Genomic DNA, 20,798 nt, shown 5'->3' on the forward strand with positions numbered 1-20,798 from the left:
AATAATTCCACACGGAGAGAACAGCCTTTTTTTATTTTTCATTTGTTTAATTACAAATATAACACGCCTTAACTGCCGTATTGTTCTACCAAAACCGGCTTTTCAAATGCGTTATCCAGCTTGCGAAGTTTAGCCTTTACCGCTTCTGGTGGCTCAACCGCAGGCGCATCTGGATGCAGCAACCATGATTTCACAAAGTGCGTATCGGATAATTGAAAGAGTGGAGGCTCTTTCTCAAAGTCAATTTTCATAGCATAAGAACTACGGGCTGCAAAAGCATCCCCTACAGGTGGGTGAAGCAGATCCGGAGGTGTTCCCGGGATAGCTGCCAGCTTCTGACCATGGCTGTCCAAACTTGGCATAGAAGCGAGAAGGCCCCATGTATATGGATGTTTCGGGTTATAGAAAATTTCATTAACCGTACCTGTTTCCACGATTTGTCCTGCGTACATAACGGCAACGCGATCAGCCATCTTCGCCACAACACCGAGGTCATGAGTAATAAAGATGATGGAAGTATCGATCTTTTTCTGAAGATCCTTCATCAGCTCCAAAATTTGAGCTTGAATCGTTACGTCCAACGCAGTCGTCGGCTCATCGGCAATCAGAAGTTTCGGATTAGCAGCCAATGCCATCGCAATAACGACACGTTGACGCATACCGCCACTAAATTCATGCGGATATTGGTTAAAACGCTGTTCAGGATGTGGAATACCTACCAGATTCAGCAACTCAATACCCCGCTTGCGAGCAGCATCTTTGGATATTTTTTCATGCTTGAAAAGCACTTCCGTGATCTGCTTGCCCACTTTCATCGTCGGGTTAAGCGAAGTCATTGGGTCCTGAGAAATCAGGCCAATTTCCTTACCACGAATTTTTTGCATCTGCTTCTCTGTTTTATTAATTAGCTCTTGTCCGTCAAACATAATTTGACCCTTTTGATAAATGCCTGGAGGGGTCGGAATCAACTTCATAACAGCTTGTGAGGTTACGCTTTTGCCTGAGCCGGATTCACCCACAATCGCCAGCGTCTCTCCTTTATTGACATGAAAGTTTACGCCACGAATGGCCTGCACTAGTCCCTGGCGGGTCTTGAAAGATATCGTTAAGTCCTTCACTTCCAAAAGGCGGTTCATCTCATCACTCTTTCATTTATTATTCATCACTATTATTGACCACTATCTAAAAAAACGACGTCCATGAGTCAAGGTATATACGATTAATTTTACTCAGTTTAGTACCTACCAGTCAAGCTATATCTAAAATATCATCAAAAACCTCTCATATCATGTTATATAAATGGAATGTTTGTCCGAAAAAACGATCATTTTTAACCATTTCTGTACTCATTTATAACATGCGCTGGATGTAGCTGAAGCGTGCTCCACCCAATGGCGAACGTGTGCAGAGTAGTTCTCCATTCAATCGGGTAGCAATTTGACGACAAATAGCCAATCCAAGACCTGTGGCACCATTCGAGCCCGCATAGAATCTTCCAAATACCTCAGCTGCCTCTTGTTCGGTCAGCCCTTCCCCATCATCATCCACGTGCATAACCCATACAACCTCCGGTGTTGTCCCTGTCTCCAAATGAATGACAACCTCCGTAGAGGTGTGCCGAACTGCATTTTGCAACAAATTCAATATCATACGGAACAATTGCTCGGCCGGAACGGCCACATGCAGGCCCTCTCCCTCCACTCGGAGCGAGATAGAACGTTCAGCAGCCACTGGCATCAATAGATGAACAGCATCCTCCGCCATGCTTCTAAGATCAACCAGAGAGACAGGCCATTCTTCATTCAGCGCCTCAAGCCTCGATAGCTGCAGCAGCTTTTCCACCATATCAATTAACCGCTGGGACTGCACTTTGATGATACTCAGCCCCTCGTCCTGGGATACCACTTGATCCTGAATGGCATATACATAGCCTTGAATGGACATTAACGGTGTCCTTAGCTCGTGAGATACATTTTGCAGAAATTCAATTTGACCGTGGTGGTGGTGCTGAATACGGGCGGACATGGAATGAAAGGTGCTGATCAGCTCGCCAATCTCACTTTTATCCGCCTGCGGAAAATCACTATCCTGCGGCTGATTCGGCTCATAGTTGCCTACCGCCTCCATCAATCGTTTGAGCGGACGCACCAGACGTGAGACAACCATCAGACCAATGACGAGAATCACCAAAAAACCCGCGATGATAGATAGTAATGTGGTTCTCATTAACGGTACATACAGTGCTCGCAAAGAAGATAAGGGTGAGTATACAAAAATACGAAAAGGTTGTCCGGGCAATTCTTCATTCGTAAACAGTACCTTTTTACCTTGAAGCACAGCCACCCCTTCATGTGTAGCGGTCAGATCCTGGGCAGACGGATGAACCGATGCAAAAAATCCTTGTCGGATCAAAAGCAAACGCTCGATCTTTTTGCCTTCCATTCCAGAGACGCTTGAGTCGATGATGCGGTTATCCGTGCTTAAAATAAAGTAATCGGCAGATAAAAGCACGCCCTTGATAACATAGTTAAATTCAGCATTATCCAGTCGATCAAAGCCTCCGTCACTCATAATATGGACGGCTTTGCGTGCCTGCTCATGAAGCTTGGATTTGGCCTGATTCACCAGAATGTCGTCGATAAGCCTGATGAATAAGACCACCGTAATACAGACGGTAATAAGCATGGCGATGGTTAGGGAAAGCAGTATTTTAGCTCTCATCGTACGCATGGCTACAACTCCTGAACTGTTGCTTTATATCCGAAGCCCCATACGGTGTTAATGACGAGCGTAGAGTGGTACTCAGCTAACTTTTTACGAATCCGTTTGACCAGATCATCCACGACTCTCACATCACCTATAAAATCATAGCTCCACACCTGCTGAATCAGATGTTCCCTGCCGAAAGGTCTTTCCAGATGATTCGCAAGAAACAACAGCAGGTCGAATTCACGTGAGGTCAAATTTAGCTCTTGTCCGTCCACTGTGACTTTACGAAAGTCAGCAAAAATACACAGATTGCCCGCATGGCATATATCTGCGCTTTCTGCCGCTTGCCTATCGTCTGATGCAGACATTCCGGCCTTGCTCAGTCTCAGCATCGCTTTGACCCTTCCTACCAACTCCCTTGGATTAAAGGGCTTGGTCAAAAAATCGCTGCATCCCAGCTCCAGCCCGTGAATACGGTCGTTTTCTTCTCCACGGGCAGAGATCATAATGATCGGCATTTCCGTAAACTCGCGAAGCTGAGTCAATAGAGAAAGCCCATCAATGCCAGGCATCATAATATCAAGAACGAGACAATCCGGACGGTTCGTACGGATATGCTCTACCAGTGTTTTACCACTGGAAAAGGAAGTGACCTCGTAGGATTCTTTTTTCAAATATTCAGATATTAATTGCAGAATGAACACATCGTCATCCACTACTACTATTTTTGTCATGACCTTAACCCCTTGCCGTTGTTCTGGATGCTTCCATCCTCTCTTTAAGCTTAACAGAAGCCCAGCAGAATAGACAAAAGACGGGTATACCGTTCCCGGTCCCGTCTTTCTTATCATGAATCGCTGCTGTATATGCCAGGCGAGCTGAATGCTAACTGCATATCAATCTTATTTCTTGGTTGTTACTGTTTTTGGAGCTGTTTTGACTGTTTTTGAAGCTGTTTTGGCTGGGACTGCTTTTTTAACTGGAGCTTTGTGGGTCACTTTTTTAGCTACGACATGATGTGCACGAGTTTTATGAGTTGTTGCTTTGTGTTTGACAACATTATGTTTTTTTGCATGATGTTTAACTGTACGGTGCTGCACTTTCACTGCTTTTGTTTTGTGGCTTGCCACTTTTTTCGCAACGGATTTTTTGGCAGGGGCTTTCTTCGCTTTGGTTGTTGTTTTATGATCTGTTGTAGCTTTTTTAACGGGTGCTTTCACCACAGGTGTTTTCGTCACAGGTGCTTTTGCCGGTGTTTTGGTAGCCGGAGTTGTAACCGCAGGAGCTTTAATTGCTGGTGCAGTGCTCGCTGGAGTCGTTGTTGCTGTAGCGGCGAATGCGCTGCTTGCTCCTCCCAGTACACTTACTACGGTCAATACGGCTGCTGCATTTTTAGTCCATTTTTTCATGATTGAATCACCTCTCCTTTAAAGTATCTTTAGCTTATCAGGAGAATTCGGGATAATTGTGGAGCAAATGTGTGAAAAGTATATGAAAAAGCGTGCAGCCCTGTATTTAGAAAATACATGAGTCTGCACGCTATGAGTTTTACAATAACCATCTTCACTAACCAATGGCGATCCAGGAAATAATACCGTAGTTATGCGCGGTTTCGTTCCACTTGGTTACGACGATCACTGCTCCATTCGGCGTCTGAGATTTCAGCGTCGCATGAAAGAGAGGATGGTTCGTCATCGCTACCAACGTGTAGTCCGGGTTTACAAAAGGCTCTCCGAATACAATGGTTACTTCCGTCTCTCCTTCACTGCCTTTCAAAAGAAACGGCGCTCTGCCGAACTGCTGTAATGCGGGCTGATTCGCACAAGTACGGACCGGAGTGATGCTCAAATGCTCCGGCTTCACTGCGTTCAGCTCCAGCTCACGTGAGCCTACCGAGCCTTCCACCAGATGATGACCTTCAATGCTCCGCTCTGCCACATGATGGCTTTGTACCGCAGCCGCTTGCAGATGCTCTGGTCCCACAGCTTCCGGGCTTAGCACCTCGCTGTCGACGGCCTGAGCTTTCAGATGGCTGCGAGATATACTGTTTGCCTGAAGTCTGTCGCCACTGACACCTTCCTCTGGCAAAAGTCCCGAGAGATGTATATCTGTGGACAGCTGAGCCAGTGTCACCGAGCCCGGCTTTAGGTGATGCGAATCAATAACTTCCTCTCCAATGTGGTGGCTTTCAATAGCCTCCTCAGCCACATGACGAGACTGTACCGTTCCATCTGCCAGCTTGCTGGACGTCACCGCTCCTTCCTGTATAGCATCCTCAGCCACCGCCTGCCAGCCTACATGCTGTGGCTGAATAGCCCCTGCTTGCAGATGCTCCGACTGGACTGAATCCAGCGCGATATGCCTGGACTGCACCACGCCTTCTGCCAGTGCGGACCCTTGGATCGCCCCATCGGCCAAATGTTGAGCGTGTACGGCATGCTCCGTCAAATGGACGGAGTTTACGCTGGCTTCTGCTAGATTCGAAGCACGCACCGCCCGAAGCGCAAGCTTCTCAGCGTTCACGCTGCCTGCCTGGAGCGCGTGAACCGATATACTCCCGGGCGCAATATGCCGGGTCATCACTGCCGAAGATTGCAAGTGGGCTGAGGTGATGGATTCTGGCGCCAGATGGCTCGACTGGATGGTCTCTTCTGCCAAATGATTGGCTTGCACGGCTTCATCCGTAATGTGCCATGGCTGTACGGAATGTGGAGATATTTTGGCAGCGGTCACGATTTCATCTGCCAATTTATCGGACGTAACGGACGCATCCTGTAAAACATCAGTCGTTATCGACTGGGGTGCCAGATGCTCGCCCTGTATGATTCCAATGTGCAGATGGTGCGACTGAATCGATTCTGCGGCAATGTGTACAGATTTCACTGCCCCCTCTGCTAGCGCTGTATCCTCTACTGCGCCATTCGCCAAATGCTGGGTGTGTACCGACTGGGCGGACAAATGTGAAGGACCAACGCTGCCTTCCGCAAGATTCGTTCCTTGAACCGAGTGGGCCGCTAGCTTCTCTGAAGTGACGCTTTCCGCTTGTAGCACACGACTGGATACACTATCCGGGGCCAGATGGCTCGCAAGTACTGCCGAAGATTGCAAGTGGGCTGAAGTGACAGATTCCGGCGCCAGATGGCTCGACTGAACGGCCTCTGCTGCCAAATGATTGGCTTGCACAGCTTCATCCGTAATGTGCCACGCCTGCACCGAATGAGCCGACAGCTTGGCGGCAATTACACTCTCATCCGCCAATTTATCGGACGTAACGGACGCATCCTGTAAAACATCAGCCGATATCGACTGGGGTGCCAGATGCTCGCCCTGTATGGTTCCAGTATGCAGATGGTGCGACTGAATCGATTCCGGGGCGATATGCACGGATTTCACTGCCCCCTCTGCTAGCGCTGTATCCTGTACTGCGCCATTCGCCAAATGCTGGGTGTGTACCGACTGGGCGGACAAATGCGAAGAACCGACGCTGCCTTCCGCAAGATTCATTCCTTGCACCGAGTGGGCTGCCAGCTTCTCCGATGTGACGCTCTCCGCTTGTAGCGCACGACTGGATACACTATCTGGCGCCAAATGACTCGCAAGTACTGCCGAAGCTTGCAAGTGGACTGAGGTGACGGATTCCGGCGCCAGATGGCTCGACTGGATGGTCTCTTCTGCCAAATGATTGGCTTGCACAGCTTCATCCGTAATGTGCCATGGCTGTACGGAATGTGGAGATATTTTGGCAGCGGTCACGATTTCATCTGCCAATTTATCGGACGTAACGGACGCATCCTGTAAAACATCAGTCGTTATCGACTGGGGTGCCAGATGCTCGCCCTGTATGATTCCAATGTGCAGATGGTGCGACTGAATTGATTCTGCGGCAATGTGTACAGATTTCACTGCCCCCTCTGCTAGCGCTGTATCCTCTACTGCGCCATTCGCCAAATGCTGGGTGTGTACCGACTGGGCGGACAAATGTGAAGGACCAACGCTGCCTTCCGCAAGATTCGTTCCTTGAACCGAGTGGGCTGCCAGCTTCTCCGACGTGACGCTTTCCGCTTGTAGCACACGACTGGAAACACTATCTGGCGCCAGATGGCTCGCAAGTACCGCCGAAGATTGCAAGTGGGCTGAAGTGACAGATTCCGGCGCCAGATGGCTCGACTGAACGGCCTCTGCTGCCAAATGATTGGCTTGCACGGCTTCATCTGTAATGTGCCACGCCTGCACCGAATGAGCCGACAGCTTGGCGGCAATTACACTCTCATCCGCCAATTTATCGGACGTAACGGACGCATCCTGTAAAACATCAGTCGTTATCGATTGGGATGCCAGATGCTCTCCCTGTATGGTTCCAGTGTGCAGATGGTGCGACTGAATCGATTCCGGGGCGATATGCACGGATTTCACTGCTCCCTCTGCCAACGCTCGATCCTGTACCGCTCCGGCTACCAGATGCCGGCTGTGTATGGACTGTGCAGACAGATGTGAGGGGCCGATGCTGCCTTCCGCAAGATTCGTCCCTTGTACCGAGCGCGCCGCCAGCTTTTCCGAGGTAACACTTTCCGCCTGTAGTGCACGACCAGATACACTATCCGGCGCCAGATGGCTCGTGAGCACTGCCGAAGCCTGCAAATGACGAGAGGTAACAGATTCCGAGGCCAGATGACTTGACTGGATCGCCTCCGCTGTCAAATGATTGGCTTGCACAGCTTCATCGGTAATGTGCCACGGCTGTACCGAGTTGACCGACAGCTTGGCGGAAGTCACAACCTCATCCGTTAATTTATCGGACGTAACGGACGCATCCTGCAAAGCAGCGGTCGATATGGCCTCAGATGCGATATGCTCTCCCTGAATGGCTCCAGTGTGCAGGTGATGTGACTGGATCGACCCCGGGGAAATGTGTACCGACTTCACTGCTCCCTTTGCCAGCGCTGTATCCTGTACTGCGCCAGTTGCCAAATGCCGGGCGTGTACCGACTGTGCAGACAGATGTGACGGGCCGACGCTGTCTTCTGCAAGATTCGTTCCTTGCACTGATTGGGCTGCCAGCTTTTCAGAGGTGACGCTTTCCGCTTGTAACGCACGGCCGGACACACTTTCTGGGGCCAGATGACCTGTGAGCACTGCCGAAGCCTGCAAGTGAGCTGAGGTGACGGATTCCGGCGCCAGATGGCTCGATTGGATGGCCTCTTCTGCCAAATGATTTCCTCGCACAGCTTCGTCTGTAATGTGCCACGACTGTACCGAGTGGGCCGATAGCTTGGCGGAAGTCACACCCTCATCTGCCAGTTTGTCAGATGTTACGGACTCATCCTGTAAAGCATCAGTCGATATGGCCTGGGTTGCAATGTGTTCTCCCTGAATGGTTTCAGCTTGCAGATGGCGCGGCTGGATCGATTCCGGGGCAATGTGCTCGGACTTCACTGCTCCCTCTGCCAGCACACGATCCTGTACCGCTCCGGCTGCCAAATGCCGCGTGTGAACGGATTGCACAGATAGATGTGAAGGACCGATACTGCCTTCCGCAAGGTTCATTCCTTGTACCGAACGCGCCGCCAGCTTTTCCGAGGTAACACTTTCTGCTTGAAGCGCACGACCGGACACACTATCCGGAGCCAAATGTCTCGTTAGCACAGAGGAAGCCTGTAGGTGCACCGAAGTGACCGCTCCGGATGCTAGATGGGTCGAGTCCACAACGGCCACAGCCAAGTGGTTGCTTCGTACAGCTTCGTCCATAATATGCTCGGACTGCACTGCATGGGCTGACAGCTTGGAGGAAGTCACACCCTCATCCGCCAATTTATCGAATGTAACGGATGCATCCTGCAAAGCATCGGTTGATATGGCCTGCAGTGCAATATGCTCTTCCAGAATAGCCCCGCTTTGCAAGTGCTCTGATTGGACGGATTCTGCTGTAAGATGCTCAGACTTCACTGCATTCTGGGCTAATATCGTTTCGTCTATTGCTCCTGCTGCCAAATGTTTGGTTTGTACAGACTGTGCTGCCAAATGTCCAGGGCCCACGCTATTTTCCGCTAGGTTGGAAGCCTGCACAGCCCGAGCCGCTAACTTCTCGGAAGTGACGCTTTCAGACTGAAGTGCATGGCCAGACACACTTTCTGGGGCGAGGTGTTTGGTTTGGACCGATGCAGATTGCAAATGATTAGAGGTGACGGATTCCGGAGCGAGATGATTCGCCTCCACCGCTTCAACAGCCAGATGGTTACTCTGCACCGCTTTATCCGTAATATGCCACGGCTGCACGGAACGAGCAGACAGCTTAGAGGAAGTAACACTCCCCTCAGCTAACTTAGGAGCCGTAATCGCCAAATCATTGATTTTATCCGTGGCCACACTCTCCGGCGATAGTTTCAGCGAAGTAACAGCATGATCCTGCAAATGATGGGAGTACACCGCTCCGCCGGCCAAATGCGCGGTTTGAACAGCGCCTTCACCTAGTATGTCCGCGGTAACGGACTGTTCTTGCAAAGCCGAGGTTCCAACACTGTCTTCCCCAAGATGTTTGCTCTGTACAGAGCTCTGGGCCAAATGGGTCGAATCAACCGATTGAGACTGTAACGCCTTTCCTCCCACACTGTTGTCGGCAAAGTGGTTTTCGCGGATTACTCCCGTTGCAATGTGTACGTGGGTAATGGCTTGCGACGCAATTTTATTTCCGGTTACCGCCCCTTTACCAATTTTAGTTTCTATAACCGCCTCATCAGCGATTTTGTCAGACTTAATCGCGCTCGAAGCAATGTGATTTTCCTTGACAGCCTGATTCGCCACATGGTGTTCCAGAACTGCTCCCTTCCCTAATTTATCGCTCGTCACAGCCCCGGAATGCAAATGTTGCTCCGTAACCGCCTCCGATGCAATATGATCTTTTCGAATGATTTCGGACTGGAGATGCAAGGAAGAAACTGCCTCTGGAGAAATTTGTGGACCTTGTATGGCTGCTGTAGCAATATGTCTGGTAAGTACCGCCTCATCGGCAATTTTGTGTGGTAATATGCTCTGATCCGATATCTTGGATGAAGTGACGGATTGATCGACAATTTGCAATGAGCCTACAGACTGATCTGCCAGTTTATTGGACTGAATACTCCGATCCGCCAGGTGACGGGCTGTTACTTGGCCCGTTCCAAGCTGTTCTTCCCCAATGGAGCCTGGACTCAGATGCTTTCTTTCAATCGCTCCAGCCTGAATGTGCGAACTGGTAACTGCCTCCGACTCCAGATGACGCCCGCTGACAACACCTTCCTCCAATTGTTCCTTGCCCACAATTCCATTGGATAGCTGCTTGCGATTAATCGAACCGGGGGCCAGATGCCTTGCATGAACCGCATGCTCGGTCAGGTGTGCACTCTCAATGCTGCCAGCTTGGATTTTAGCCGCATCCACAGCCCCATCCCGCAGTTTGGAAGTGGTCACAGATTGATCGCCCAGCTTGGAGCTATCGACAGCTTCATTAGCCAAATTGTTCGATTGAATCGTACCACTGCGAATTTTATCAGAGGTAACCGCCTGATCTTGAAGCATGTCTGAAGACACGATCCATTGCTTGAAGTGACGGCTCTCAATGGAGCCATTCGCAATATGATCGCCGCTGATAATCTTATCAGCCAGCTTTTCTGGAGTGATGCTGCCATCTCGAAGTTTTTCACCACCGATGGAGCGATCCTGCAATTTACTGCCTGCCACAGATGCGTCCGACAGATGTTCCACCGTAATGGAATCCGGGGCAATCTTCGAAGAAGTCACAGCACCGTCGGCTATCTTAATCGTTTGAACGGCATAATCCGCCAGAGAATCCGTGTGGATACTCTCTTGCTTCAGCTTGCTGGAATCTATGGAAGCGGGAGCGATCTTCTCACCCGTTACAGCGAGATCGCTCAAATCGTCTGTATAAATGAAAGCGTTGTTTACATGCGGAGCCTTCTTATTGCTCAAAATTTCCTCCACATCGATTGGATCAGGTTCTGGTTCTGGTTCTGGCTCCGGCTCTGCTTCTAGCTCTTGGGGTTCCCCCATCGACACTTGAGTCTCCTCTGCATCCGCAAATTCAACCTCTGTCTCATGCGAAGCCTCGACTTCAGGTTCCACAATAGTCTGTAGCTCCGGCTCCTCTTTGGTTGGGGGAGGCGGAGAAGCAACTTGATGAAGTCTTGCTTCTGTCTCCCTCTCCGCAGGCTGTGGCTTCACGCGATGTATCATACTTAATTCATTCATATCCGGGTCAATTACACTATAGAGCGGCTTTTTGTTTCTTATGGTTTTGCGGCTCTTATTCTTCAAGCAACTCTCTCCCTTCTCATATTTATCGTTACAGCATCATATGCAGGCACTTAGGCACTTGCCACCCCGTGCAAGGATACACTTTTGGGTAAAAAGGATACTTACTAAAATCCACGTTTGAAAAAAAATAGTTAAAAGTTAAAATAGTAAGGGTGAAGATCGCTACAAGAAGAGAGGAATTACAATAACATGATTATCAAACCAAGAACACGTGGCTTTATCTGCACCACTGCTCATCCGGTGGGCTGTGCCCAACATGTTCAGGAGCAAATTGACTATGTACAGGCCCGTCCTGCTATCCAGGGACCCCGTAATGTACTTGTGATCGGGGCATCTGCCGGATATGGGTTGGCTTCTCGAATTACTGCCGCCTTCGGTGCGCGTGCCAATACAATTGGTGTATATCGCCCTAGTAATGCTAGCGCCACACGTACAGCATCGGCAGGCTGGTACAATTCTGCTGCATTTGAAAAAGCTGCTCAGGAAGCTGGGCTTAAATCCTTAAGCGTGACGGGAGATGCCTTCTCAGATGAAGTCAAAGCCAAAACGGTGGAAGCCATTCGCGAAGAACTGGGACAAGTCGATCTGGTGGTTTACAGTGTCGCTTCAGGTCGACGTACAAATCCCCGCACAGGCGAAACGTTTAATTCCGTACTCAAACCTATTGGTAATCCTTACACAAACAAGACCGTTAACTTCCATACCGGGGAAGTCAGCAGCGTGACGCTTGAACCCGCAACAAAAGAAGAAGTACAAGGAACTGTAGAAGTTATGGGCGGTGAGGACTGGAAATTGTGGATTGACGCCTTGCGTGCTGGCGGTGTACTCGCCGATACTGCAACTACCTTCTCTTTTTCGTACATCGGTTCAGATATTACACAAGCCATCTACAGAGAGGGCAGTATCGGAAGTGCAAAGGATCATCTGGAGGAGACAGCACGTCAGCTGAACGATCAGCTGAAAGTTACAGGCGGACGTGCCTTCGTCGCAGTCACCAAAGGACTCGTTACCCAATCTAGCTCCGCTATCCCTGTCGTTCCTCTGTATATTTCTGCTTTATATAAGGTAATGAAGGAAAAAGGGCTGCATGAAGGGTGCGTAGAACAGAGCTACCGCCTGTTTGCTGAGCGTCTGTATGCACCAGAAATCCCTGTAGATGAAGAAGGACGTATTCGCATTGATGATTGGGAACTGCGCGAAGACGTACAGGCAGAGGTTGAGAAAATATGGGAGGCGCTGACAACCAACAATATCTACGAATTGTCAGATCTTGAAGGATATCGTCACGAATTTTTCCAACTGTTCGGCTTTGAGTTCGAGGGTGTAGACTATGATGCTGACATTGATCCCATCGTAAATATTCCCAACGTGCGCTAAGCCTTTAATACCGTCATTATGTCAGAAAAACAAACAAAAGCTGTTCTCCAGCAGAGAAACATTTCGTTCTGCTTGGAGGACAGCTTTTGTTTTTTAATTAAAAGGGACACTTGTGTCCGCTCTGAATTGCAAAATGAAGCAAACATTGCAATTTTAAAATTCATTTGATATTGTACAAGTAGGCATAGCAAAGTCCCTCTTCCTAACAAGAGGGTAAACACAGTTGGACAAGTCCTACCTTGACTGACCGTGATTTTATTTGCTCAGCCCACCACATCCATATAAGGAGGTGTACAACATGGCAAAAGACGTTCTGTGTGAAGTCAATTCATGTACGCACTGGGCCCAAGAGAATAAATGCAGCGCTAGCTCCATTTACATCGTAAGCAACAGACCTGAAGACACTCACAAGTCTGAAGAAACAGACTGCAAAACCTTCGAAGCCAAGTAAATCTTTGATTTCAAGCCTAGTTTTATAATGAAGGAGCCCATGCCCGGGTTCCTTCTTTCTTATGATATTCTAACAATAATGATAATTATTATCAAGTCCTTTTTCGGTACAGAAAAACGCTATTCGCTTGTATACAATCATTTCTCTGCTACTTTATAAATCCAAGCCGAAAAGGACACTGCTGTTCTCTCTAAAGACAAAAAAAAGAAGCGTCGCTCTGAACGATTCGCTTCTTGTGCTTGACCTTTTGTAATTGTTCTTGCTTGGTCGGCTTCACTCGTATGTGCTGTGAAATCTCGCCATAATGGTCATTCGTTTTGCGGCTTTGTGCCGCGCAATAGATTCCAGCGCGTTTTGCCTTGCTCAGCGCTTTTTGTGTTTGAGTACGTGCCATACGGCTTCACTCTCCTTCATTGGACTCCTTTTATCATAGCATCCAATAGTCAAATCGTGAATGGTTTGTCTTACTCAAGCATTCTTCAATTGATTAAATGTCTGAAAAAATATCCGGATCGCCACTGGAGGCCGCTACAATAAAAACAATAACTATAAAAATGATGATCAGTGTATAAATCAGTGTACCGATAATACTACATACCAATCCAGCAATGGCCATACCTCTGCCTTGCTCGCCATGACGGTTAATTTCCTTCAGGGAAAGACTGGACAAAATAATACCCACAATTCCGATAATCAATCCGATATAGGGAATGACAACAGATAAAATCCCGAGCACCATCGAGGCAACAGCTTTACTATTTGTAGGTGGAACTACTGGGGGCGGGTTAAATGGGGCGTTATAATCGTTCGGCTCCTGAAAAGGATCGGAAGATCGAGGCTCCTTGTACAAATCACTCATCTGTTAAATTCAACTCCAATACGAAAAATAGCAATTATATAAGTTCTAGGGTACCACAATCTTACAAATCAGGACAGTACTTATTTCGAATTTTTAAATTAGAACGTTAAAAAGAAGAAACCTAGCGATATTAGCACTTTTTGAGGTAACCGGGCATACAGTATTGTACCTGTTACAGATCAATTGCGCTCCATGAGAGCATCCTGCCAAGGAGGTCGGAGCTATGCTATATCGTGCAACATCCCGCAGAAAGGGCTCGCCTCACAAACGTTTAAATGCAAACACACTTAGGATAATTTCCACTGCCATGCTGCCATTTTACAAAGCTATTGCAACTCGCCGTGCGTTTGCAGTTCAATGGTCACGAGCTGTCGTTCAGGGCAATTTGGATCAGATGAAATCCCTTCTCTGCTCAGTAGCGCCATTTGCCGCCAAACAAGGCTTAGGCACGAATGGCATCGGCTACTTTATTTCCTTTTTAGCTCAGCCACCGATGCTCTATTATACGAATGGAACGACGATTCCACCGGGGACTGTGCAGTTTACGTTTGAGCCGAGAGTCCATCGCGCCATCGCAAAAGCCGTTTTTCCGCTGTATCGCGAATTGGCACGCAATCCATGTTTTGCTTCTGCCTTAGCCAAAGCGATCAACAGACAAGACCAGCGTGCAGTTCATGTCATGATTCGTAGTTTGATTCCATCCTCTGCGCTGAAATCCGTACAAATTGAGGATGATGGCTTTGCATTGCTTTTTAAGTATCCCTTTAGTAAGTACCCATATCGCAATCTGCTCTTTCGGGAGTTCACTTAAAAAGGTATGCTACTAGCGTGCTTGCTTGAGTTCTCCAATGAGCTCTTTTCCCAGTTGTATAGCCATATCTGTCAGCACTCGGATTTCGTCCTTGGTTGCATGATCCAAATGTGCCCCGCAGCAAATGGCAAAATTGCCTGCAAACTCTTTTCGCAAGCGAACTGCAATTTCTTCGGTAATATAAAACTCCTTGTGATTTTGCAATTGCACAGTTTGAATCGGCTCGAGTCTGGCCCCTGCTGTAATCGTTCCCAAATGAGGCTGATCACCGCCTGAAATGAGTACAATGATATCTTCTCCCATAAAATAGGCATCCAGCACAAGACGGATACGTCCGCTTTCTTTTTGCAAATGAATCATATAATCCTCTCCTGCTAAAAATATTATTGTGAAACGATTCACTTTATGAGCATTATTCATTGTATCGCTTCCTGAACGGCTCGACAATTAAAAATGGCCCACAGCAGCCTCTATAAACCGTGGCTTGCTGTGGGCCTTCATTGCTATTCTAAAAGAAGCCTTCCCTTTCCTACTGGCTGTTAGCGGATCGTGATCGTATGCACAGTCTTACCACTTGCGCCGTCATTATCCGTTACCGTTAGCTCTACGGTATACGTTCCAGCTGTGGTGAATTTATGCTTCACCTTGGAACCGAACGCCGTATCGCCATCGCCAAAATTCCAGCTGTAACTAACGATCTCACCGTCTACATCACGGGAAGCTTTGGCGTTAAATTGTACATTTTTGTTCTTCTTAGCTGATTCATTAGCCTGAATGATGGCTACTGGCTTCTCATTGGATGTAGGTGGATTCGGATCAGGGTTTTGTCCTCCACCATTGGTTACATACAATCTTCCCGGTGCCTCCGTCTCCACTTCATTTCCCGCTGCATCCCTTACCCGGATCACGATGACTCCGCCTTCCAGATTCAGAGAAGATGAAGTGAAATAAGTACCTTCATAGTGGCCTGACGAAGTTTCATTTAATGGAATATCGTTGCGGCCCAAAGTGGACAGGTTGAAAGGCAGCTCCACATGGAAGGACGCCTCCAAACCGGATGCACTGTCAAAGGATACTCGTACCGGCTGCCCTGGAGTAATACGCACATCCTCAGCAGGGCTAATGTTTTCAAGCTTCGGCAGAGCTGTATCGACATACACCGAGCGCGTAACACTTGTTTCGTTTTCGGCAAGATCCTTGGCCGTCACCGTAATTTGATTTTCACCTTCGTTGATAAGCAACCGCTTGTTAAAGCTGCCGTCACTTCCAAATTCAGCGGGCTCACCATTAATCGTCAATTCGGTGAGGAACTCGTCATACACGGTACCAACTACACTGACTACACCCGCGTTTGTACGGGCCCCTTCATCAGGTGAAGTCAGGATCAGACCCGGTTTAGTCTGATCGAGCGTCACAACCACCGTTTCGGAACGATCCGTTAATTTGCCGTATACCGCTGCTTGAACACTTAGCGGATTAGCACCTGGTTGAAGATCAACCGACAAACTGAACTGGCGATCCTTCACTTTCGTTGTGCCAGCCAGCTCCTTACCGTTAAAGAGCTGAATATCGGCTCCTTCTGCCGGGGAAGTTCCTGTTACGGTAATCGACTCTTCCTGCGTATACGTAGCCTTCGTAGGAGTCGTAATGGTTGGAGCATTCACCGGATATCTGACGATAGCCCGGATCATGTAGTTCCCTTCCTCCTCAGGTGATTGGCTCCATGCGCCACTTACACCTTGCCAGCTGCGAAGTGCATTCGGGCCACTCTCATCTGTAGCAAGACCCGGCGACTGTGTGCCTACAGCAGACTGTGTATATACGATGTAGAAGTCACCTTGAACCGTCACCGGCTCTGGAAGCTGCACTGTCGTCCATTGTGACTCATCCCGCACGGCAGTTCCGTCGAATGGACCAGCCAATAATCGTCCAGGCGCTCCTGCCGTACCGGAGGCGTCATAAACAGAATATTGGAATGCCGTTCCTCCCGGATTCGGGAAGGCAGAGTTCCAGAACAAAAGCGATGCTCCTGTCACTTGAGCCACTTCCGACTCAGGCGTCATTCTGACTGCCCATGAATTGCCTGCCGCGTTAAAGGCTCTGGCATTTTCTCCTGTCCCGTCATCGTAGGCGATGCCTCCCTGGAACCCGATGAAAGGTTTCAACGTGACATTCGCTTCCACGCTACCATTCGGAGGAGCAGTAACGGATACACTGTCGCTATAATAATTTTCAGCTGAAATGGACAAGGTGTATGTTCCTTCCAGCACATCCAGCGTAAATTCTCCAGCCTCATTCGTCTCTACCGGAGCAATACGTGCATCCTCCAGCACCAACACTTTCGCTTTTTGGATCGGTTCACCGGATTGCTTGTCGGTAATGACCCCGTGAATCGTACTGTGAGGTACGGCCTGAAGGCTAAAGTTTGCTCTAATGACTTTGTTATTCTCAATCGTGACTGCTTTCGTTTGAGGCACGTAACCATAGGCTTCAGCCTTCAGCGTATAGTCGCCTGCTACATGGGTGAAGCTGTATTTGCCCGTGGTCGGATCCGTCTTCACCGAACGTCCGGTTTCTAATACCGTAACCGTAGCGCTGGCTGGAAGACTGTCGAGCCCGACACGTCCACTATCCACCGTTGTTTCTGCCGGCTTCACTTTCTCCTGGAATTCACTCTTTTCAGTGCTAGTAATTTTGTACAGCGGGAATTGTTCTTCCGCTTTTTCCAGCTTGATATTCGACTCAGGTACGATGTCCTTGGTCACTGTCGCAGCTGGAATACCCAACACACGGAAATCGTCAATGTACCAGCCGTTCTTGTTCACACTGTTATCCGATTTCAAACGGAAGCGAATTTGGATCTCATTGCCGGTGTAGCTATCCAGATTGTAATAAACCGGAGCCCACTTTTTCCCATTCGTATTGTGAGAGAACTTGCCCAGCTCGCTCCACGTGTCGCCATTGTTTTTGGACACTTCCACATAACCGTAATCATAGCCGGCCTCAATTTCAAACCAGTGATTGAAGGTCAGTGTTGCGTTGCGTACAGCCTGCAAATTAATTTTTGGAGAAACCAGCGAAAATTCAGCTCCGTTCTCATAATTGCTATCAAGATCGGTTGCCCACACATTTGGTCTGGACACTGCGCTTTCTGGTCCTACTTCCTTGGGAATGCCACGTTCCCACTCATCCTTGGTACCGGAATGAGTCCAGCCATTATCCGAGCTGCCGTCAAAATGATCGCTATACAGCGTATCCGGCACGTCTACTCTCAGAGAAGCCTCATTTGACTTGATTCCTTCATTGCCACTATAATCCTCAGCCGCCACTGCATAATGATAGGTTGCTCCACCGACCGTGATGGTATCTGTGAGTGTCAGTGCTGAGGTTGTACCGATGGAAGTATAATTTTTGCCTGATTGGGTAGAACGATACACCTTATACTGCTTCACATCTTCATCAGAGGAAGCATTCCAGGCCAGCGTGACGTTGCCCACAGTATCGGCTTCAGCAGTCAAATTGCTCGGCGCAGCAGGTGCAACGGTGTCTGGCTCCTGAATCGACAGATCGTCAATATACCAGCCATCTTTCACAACCGTATTGTCACTAGTAAAGTTGAACAGGAGGTATACCTTTTGACCCGCGAATGCCCGTAAATCAAGATATTGTGTTTTCCAGCCGTTGCTGGTGCCAGTAAACGATAATACCTGCTCAAACGCATTCTGACTGTTTGTGGTTGCTACGTACACTTTGCCGAAATCAGAATTGTTTTCAAGATCGTACCAATGCTTGAAGCTGACCAGTGCCCCTTTTGAGCTCTCGGTCAGATCAATCGGAGGGGCCATAAAATAACTGTTGGAGTTGGCCTGATATTGGCCTTCGAGATTAGTCGCGATGACCTTTGTACCCGAATGTGCGCTTTTAGGGCCGCTTGTCGGAGTTCCCCATTTCCAAACACTGCCCTGTCCACCGATATTAATACCGGCAATGTCTTTTTCAAAGTCTTGTGTGTAACCTGGTTTTACGCCTTTGGAGATTTTAACCTTGTATACTTCAGTTTCAAATCCGTTATTACCGTAATCATTTACACGAATATAGTATTCCAGACCAGCGCTGTCCACCAAAAAAGTCGGGATGGACGCTTGATATGTACCATCTTTGCTGTCGCCGGAGGTCCGTTCCAACGGAATATATACATAGTTTGACGTACCTGCTGTTTTGGCAAATGCCTCAACGGCTGTCACGCCGACATCATCCGTTACATGAGCAGTCAGAGGTATATCAATACCTTCGAATGCCGATGCGGGCGGTGTATGCTCGAGAACAGGTGCTTCCAGATCGTCACCACCCGTTACAACTTTACCAGACACGGAGCCCAGACCCTGCATAACCGAACCGACTGCATCCAGCGCATTAATGACACCATGTCCGTAGCCATTGTTTGGCGAAGTAGGATATGTGCTGTCCGTGCGCGGTGTAGCTGTGTTCATCAAAATTTCCTCAAGCTGATCTACGGTAAGCGAATGATTCGCTTGCAGCAACAGAGCTGCAAGGGCCGCTACATGAGGTCCCGCCATAGAAGTACCGTTATATCCGCCTTTATAGGCGCCACCAGCGACAGATGATCGGATATTCACACCCGGTGCGGAAACTTCTGGCTTCACTTCACCATAAGGTGATGGTCCTAACAAGGAGAAGCTGGCCAGTTTATCATTGATATCGGTGGCTCCAGTAGCGAAGGATTCCGGATAGTTCGCCGGATTGGCTACCGAAGCAGGTCCGCCCGGATTGGAAAGAGAGGTATTACCTGCGGAGAATTCGGGGAAGATTTGAGCATCCCGCCATGCCTGAACCACAGGCCGGAACCATTCATCAAGACCCGGTCCGCCTCCCCACGAGTTGTTCACTACGTCTGGAGCAAGCTCGGGATGAAGATTCCCTTGGGCATCTTTTGGCGCAAGCAGCCATTGACCGCCATCCAGTATAATCGCATCCGTCGTTTCCGGATTAAAAATCCGAACCGCAATCCACTTCGCACCAGGTGCAACGCCAACTCGGTTCGTTCCGTTTTCCTCAGAGCCGACCATCGTGCCCATCGTATGTGTACCATGGGAATCGTCTTCCTGATCGACCGGAAGCGTCGCATGACTATGCGGATCGTACCAGCTCAGCTCGGGATTCACGACATTGCCTGCCGCGTCCAGACCCCGCCATTTACGATGAAGGGCCGGATGTGTATAATCTACACCTGTATCCAGATTGGCGACCACGATTCCGGTTCCGTCGATTCCTTTCTCCCACACTTGTGGTGCGTTAATATGGGATATGTTCCATTCCACCGTAGATGGGTCTACAGCGTTCTTACCTGCATTGCCAGGCTTAGCCGATGTTTTGCCATCGTCCTTCTCCACCTCTACAGCTTTCTCTACCGTTGCAGACTTTGCTGTCGCTGTTTCAGCTGTTTCAGCCGTTTTGGCATTTGCTCCCTCTGCTTGCTTATCAACCGTCACCTTTTGCAGATAACGCGTTTCATTCGGCAAGACTTTATCGACCTCAGGCAGCTGCGAAATGTGATCCAGCACCTCCTTGGTGCTTGTTACAGCCAATGCATTGACAATAAAAAAGCTTTTATATTCCTTCACTCCGCCGCTCTCTGATTGCTTATCCAAATAATTTTCAAGCCCATATTGGGTTCTTGAAGCGGTTTCACGCAGAGAGCTGATCACATGGCTACGTGCAGCCATTTTTGCAGCGGAGGGTGTTATTTTCTCAAGTGAGGCCTTTTGGAGTGCATTTTTGGAAACCTTGTTGGTGTCTACCTGTTCTTTTAATTTGACCAGATAGGTAACATAGTTATTCTCCTCAAACTGTTTGGTCAGTTTCGGGGACACCTTCGCGGTCGTGACCTTGTGCGAGGCAGATTTCAGCTCCAGCTTGGAGCCATCCGGTGTGTTATTCGCCAAAGCAGGTTGAACAAAGGAAAAGGCCATTAGTAAAGATAGTCCGATAGATAGTGGTTTCTTGAATCGTTTAGGTTTAATCAATTACTTCTCCACTCCTTTTACTAGGTTTAATGATTCTGGAATAACCTGTACAGAGTAAGACCTCATGCCTAGCACATCAAACACACGGGTTGCACAACACGATGTGGTTGGCGACCACCTCCTTCATAGAATATAGAGGCACAAAAATATTTGGCTGTTCGTAGGTAGTAGTACTTCATAGGTGAGTTTACGATCCAAATAGCAAGCGATGAAATTCAGTAGAAACCAAGGAGAAAAAGC

At 48.6% G+C, this 20,798-nt stretch carries 12 protein-coding genes; 3 read left to right on the plus strand and 9 right to left on the minus strand.

Annotation, left to right across the window (positions count from 1 at the left end; genetic code table 11):
• Positions 1-68: 68 nt before the first annotated feature.
• The 5 genes from KAI37_RS18990 to KAI37_RS19010 form a co-directional block, all read right to left on the minus strand.
• A complete protein-coding gene (locus KAI37_RS18990) occupies positions 69-1,136 on the minus strand; it encodes an ABC transporter ATP-binding protein (RefSeq protein WP_013311421.1) in 1,068 nt (355 codons plus the stop codon).
• A 214-nt stretch (positions 1,137-1,350) separates the two neighbouring features.
• Positions 1,351-2,730, minus strand: coding sequence for a HAMP domain-containing sensor histidine kinase (locus KAI37_RS18995; protein WP_076293890.1), 1,380 nt, complete (start codon positions 2,728-2,730; stop codon positions 1,351-1,353).
• A gap of 2 nt (positions 2,731-2,732) precedes the next feature.
• Complete coding sequence (locus KAI37_RS19000) at positions 2,733-3,443, minus strand: response regulator transcription factor (RefSeq protein WP_023989808.1); 711 nt, start codon at positions 3,441-3,443, stop codon at positions 2,733-2,735.
• Positions 3,444-3,611: 168 nt separating this feature from the next.
• Positions 3,612-4,118, minus strand: coding sequence for a hypothetical protein (locus KAI37_RS19005; RefSeq protein WP_076293888.1), 507 nt, complete (start codon positions 4,116-4,118; stop codon positions 3,612-3,614).
• A gap of 157 nt (positions 4,119-4,275) precedes the next feature.
• Complete coding sequence (locus tag KAI37_RS19010) at positions 4,276-11,016, minus strand: WIAG-tail domain (RefSeq protein ID WP_220030024.1); 6,741 nt, start codon at positions 11,014-11,016, stop codon at positions 4,276-4,278.
• A gap of 189 nt (positions 11,017-11,205) precedes the next feature.
• Between KAI37_RS19010 and fabV the strand changes: the two genes are divergently transcribed.
• A complete protein-coding gene (gene fabV / locus KAI37_RS19015; RefSeq protein WP_076294343.1) occupies positions 11,206-12,393 on the plus strand; it encodes an enoyl-ACP reductase FabV in 1,188 nt (395 codons plus the stop codon).
• Between the two features lie 298 nt (positions 12,394-12,691).
• Positions 12,692-12,844, plus strand: coding sequence for a DUF1540 domain-containing protein (locus tag KAI37_RS19020; protein WP_023989813.1), 153 nt, complete (start codon positions 12,692-12,694; stop codon positions 12,842-12,844).
• 190 nt (positions 12,845-13,034) lie between these two features.
• On the opposite strand, the gene KAI37_RS19025 is transcribed toward KAI37_RS19020, so the two are convergent.
• Together KAI37_RS19025 and KAI37_RS19030 are read right to left on the minus strand one after the other, a co-directional pair.
• On the minus strand, positions 13,035-13,238 hold the full coding sequence (locus KAI37_RS19025; RefSeq protein ID WP_028542495.1) for a hypothetical protein: 204 nt from the start codon (positions 13,236-13,238) through the stop codon (positions 13,035-13,037).
• 93 nt (positions 13,239-13,331) lie between these two features.
• A complete protein-coding gene (locus KAI37_RS19030; RefSeq protein ID WP_220030025.1) occupies positions 13,332-13,703 on the minus strand; it encodes a DUF4190 domain-containing protein in 372 nt (123 codons plus the stop codon).
• A 223-nt stretch (positions 13,704-13,926) separates the two neighbouring features.
• Here KAI37_RS19030 and KAI37_RS19035 point away from each other — a divergent pair, with 223 nt between their 5' ends.
• Positions 13,927-14,514: a hypothetical protein gene (locus KAI37_RS19035; RefSeq protein ID WP_076294344.1), complete on the plus strand. Its 588-nt coding sequence runs from the start codon at positions 13,927-13,929 to the stop codon at positions 14,512-14,514.
• A 12-nt stretch (positions 14,515-14,526) separates the two neighbouring features.
• On the opposite strand, the gene lpdD is transcribed toward KAI37_RS19035, so the two are convergent.
• Both lpdD and KAI37_RS19045 read right to left on the minus strand, forming a co-directional pair.
• On the minus strand, positions 14,527-14,874 hold the full coding sequence (gene lpdD, locus KAI37_RS19040) for a prenylated flavin chaperone LpdD (RefSeq protein WP_023989817.1): 348 nt from the start codon (positions 14,872-14,874) through the stop codon (positions 14,527-14,529).
• A 179-nt stretch (positions 14,875-15,053) separates the two neighbouring features.
• Entirely contained in the window at positions 15,054-20,558 is a 5,505-nt protein-coding gene (locus KAI37_RS19045) for a S8 family serine peptidase (RefSeq protein ID WP_220030026.1), read from the minus strand.
• Between the last annotated feature and the right edge of the window lie 240 nt (positions 20,559-20,798).

The organism is Paenibacillus sp. S25 (assembly GCF_019454085.1).
In the GTDB taxonomy this organism is placed as follows: Bacteria; Bacillota; Bacilli; order Paenibacillales; family Paenibacillaceae; genus Paenibacillus; species Paenibacillus polymyxa_B.

Bases quoted from the DNA above. Each gene is read 5' to 3' on its own strand.
- KAI37_RS18990 (WP_013311421.1), bottom strand. From the start codon at position 1,136: ATGAACCGCCTTTTGGAAGTGAAGGACTTAACGATATCTTTCAAGACC.
- KAI37_RS18995 (WP_076293890.1), bottom strand. From the start codon at position 2,730: ATGCGTACGATGAGAGCTAAAATACTGCTTTCCCTAACCATCGCCATG.
- KAI37_RS19000 (WP_023989808.1), bottom strand. From the start codon at position 3,443: ATGACAAAAATAGTAGTAGTGGATGACGATGTGTTCATTCTGCAATTA.
- KAI37_RS19005 (WP_076293888.1), bottom strand. From the start codon at position 4,118: ATGAAAAAATGGACTAAAAATGCAGCAGCCGTATTGACCGTAGTAAGT.
- fabV (WP_076294343.1), top strand. From the start codon at position 11,206: ATGATTATCAAACCAAGAACACGTGGCTTTATCTGCACCACTGCTCAT.
- KAI37_RS19020 (WP_023989813.1), top strand. From the start codon at position 12,692: ATGGCAAAAGACGTTCTGTGTGAAGTCAATTCATGTACGCACTGGGCC.
- KAI37_RS19025 (WP_028542495.1), bottom strand. From the start codon at position 13,238: ATGGCACGTACTCAAACACAAAAAGCGCTGAGCAAGGCAAAACGCGCT.
- KAI37_RS19030 (WP_220030025.1), bottom strand. From the start codon at position 13,703: ATGAGTGATTTGTACAAGGAGCCTCGATCTTCCGATCCTTTTCAGGAG.
- KAI37_RS19035 (WP_076294344.1), top strand. From the start codon at position 13,927: ATGCTATATCGTGCAACATCCCGCAGAAAGGGCTCGCCTCACAAACGT.
- lpdD (WP_023989817.1), bottom strand. From the start codon at position 14,874: ATGATTCATTTGCAAAAAGAAAGCGGACGTATCCGTCTTGTGCTGGAT.